General features: G+C 58.5%; 2 protein-coding genes. Both read left to right on the forward strand.

The features are described 5' to 3' along the window. Nucleotides 1–197 precede the first annotated feature (197 nt). The gene (locus RBR60_RS16695) at nt 198–773 is read left to right on the forward strand and encodes a hypothetical protein (RefSeq protein WP_320358919.1); all 576 of its coding nucleotides are present in this window, start codon (nt 198–200) and stop codon (nt 771–773) included. Beyond that, nucleotides 760–2654 (forward strand): terminase gpA endonuclease subunit (locus RBR60_RS16700; protein ID WP_320358921.1); only part of this gene is annotated, 1895 nt, incomplete at its 3' end. The genes RBR60_RS16695 and RBR60_RS16700, both read left to right, overlap by 14 nt.

The following is a 2654-nucleotide window of genomic DNA, read 5'->3' on the forward strand; positions in this document are numbered from 1 at the left end:
GTCCATTTATTTTTGAAAATGTGTTGGAATTTGGAAAAAAGCCTGATTTTACGGGCCTTTCAGCCAGGGCCGATTTTTTGGGTATGGGCCGGGAGGCGGGTATCAGGCGGGTATCAGGCGGGTGAGGCTGGGTTTTTGCCTCAATTTGTGACGATTTTTTGTTTTTGGATGTTGGGCCTGAGCGTCAAGGAGATGACATGGCGGCAGATTTTCCGGAAAAATTTAAGAACACCATGGAGCTTGTCACATGGGCCAAGGCCAATGGGTGGAGGCTGGAAAAATCCACCGCCTATGGACATGCCAAAAAGGGCCTGCTCCGGGTGCAGTCGGACAAATCCATCCTGGGGGTGGATGCCAAGGTATGGCTATTGGCCATGGTGGGCAGGGAGAGCGGAGATGCTGCGGATTTGGGAGCTGAAAAAATGCAGCTCGAAATCCGGAACCTCGAAATCAAGGCCCAGAAGTCCGCCTTTGAATTGGACCAGCTCAAGGGGAAATACCTCCCGAGGGCGGATTTTGAAAGGGAACTGGCAGGCCGGGCCATTGTGCTGGAGTCAGGCCTCAGGCGGATGTTTGCAGCCCAGGCAGCGCGGATGATCGCACTTGTGTCCGGCAAAGCAGAGAAAACCCCAGAACTGACGGCATTTTTGAATGGTACCCTGGACGACCTGCTCCGGACATATGCATCCACGGAGACCTATCAGGTCATGGTTTTGCCGGGTACCGCAGAGGCGGAAAACCAGGAAGAAGAAGCGGATCATGAAACAGACTGATCTTTTCCGCCCCGCGCCAAAAAAACCCATCACCGCCAGGGCAGCACACTGGATGCCGGAATCCGTCCGCAGCACCAAGGACAAGCTCCGGCTCACGGTGTCTTTTTCCGCAGCGGAGCGCAGGATCTTCCGGAAGCCCCGCCCCATGCCCCCATCGGAATGGGCCGAAAAGCACCGGGTGGTAACCATGTCCGCCAATCCCGGCCCATGGCGGAACAGCCTCACGCCCTACCTGGCCGGGATCATGGATGCATCCGCCAGCCCCTTTGTGCGGGAGATTTACTGCCAGAAATGCCCCCAGTCCGGAGTCACGGAGGCGGCCCTCACCTATGTTGGGTATCTTGCAGACCGGGAGCCCGGCCCCGTCCTCATGACCTTTGCGGACGAAAACACATGCTCAGAGGTGGCAAAAGACAGGCTGGCGCCCATGTTTCGGGCATCATCCCGGTTGCAAAGATACCGCACGGGCCGGGTGGATGATGAGAGCAACACCCGGGTGAACCTCACCCACATGCCCATCTATCTGGCATGGGCGTCGTCTTCCGCAAGACTGGCCAACAAGCCGATCCGGTACGCCATCTCTGACGAGGTGGACAAGCCGGGCTATCAGGCAACGGCCAAACAAGGTGAAGCCGCAGGCCTGGAGCTAATCGAAAAACGTATGACCACCTTCCCGGACAGGTACAAATGGTGGATATTTTCATCCCCGACCGTCCCCGCCGGGAACATCGAGACGCGCATGGCCATGGCGGATGTGGTTTTTGATTACCACGTGACCTGCCCTACATGCTCCCGAAGCCACAGGATGGCGTTTAAAAACATCAAATGGGACGGCGGGCGTACCGCAGACCCGGCACTCCTGGAGCGGGACGAAAAGCTCACATGGTATGAGTGCCCCAACTGCCATGCAAAATGGGACACCCTCGCCCGACAGGATGCCGTCCGCCTGGGTGGCTGGCGGTGCCGGGAGTCCGGCTTGTCCCTCCACAAAACGCTTGAAACCCGCAGGCCCTTGCGCATTGGATTTCATCTGCCAGCCTGGGTTACACCCTTTATCTCCTCAGGCAAAACCGCTGCAGCATGGCTCCGGGGCATGAAATCCGCAAACGCCATGCAGGATTTTTTCAATAGCCACCTTGCCGAACCTTATACAGGGCTTTCCGAGCGCCGGGTTGAAACCCTGGCTCTCCTGAGGGATTCCCGCCCCGCCCGCATCGTTCCCGGAAACGGCATCATCGCTGGGCTTACAGCCGGATGCGACACCCAGGACGACGGATTTTGGTACGAGATTCGCGCCTGGGGCTACGGTCTGGATCGCGAGTCCTGGCAGATCCGCTCCGGATTTGTCCAGAGCTTTGAGGCTCTGGAGCAGATCCTCTGGCAGGACAAATACCGGGACGCGGGCGGCAACGAGTACATGATCGCGATGGCTGTCATCGATGCCATGGGCCACCGTACCGCAGAGATTTACGACTGGTGCGCCAAACACAGGGGCCTCGTTGTCCCATTTCAGGGATCGGCCAGACAGCAGCGGCCATGGCGGTTTTCGGCCATTGAGCATTACCCGGCATCCGCAGGGAAACGGGCGAACAAACCCATCCCCGGAGGGCTGCAGCTCCTGCAGGCCAATGTTAATTTTTACAAAGATGAGCTTGCAAGGCTTTGGCAGATCGACCCCGCTGACCCCGGTGCCTGGCATTTTCACGCCGAGACCCCGGACGACTGGCTGGCCATGCTCTGTCATGAGTACCGGGATGTCCACGGCCAGTGGATCTGCCCCTCTGGAGCGGCAAACCACGGCCACGACTGCTCCGTATATGCCCTTGTGGCCACGGATGTCCTGGATATGCGCTACTGGGAGCGGCCCGTCGAGGTCGATCC

The sequence above is a fragment of the Desulfobotulus sp. genome, assembly GCF_034006065.1.
Lineage (GTDB): Bacteria > Desulfobacterota > Desulfobacteria > Desulfobacterales > ASO4-4 > Desulfobotulus.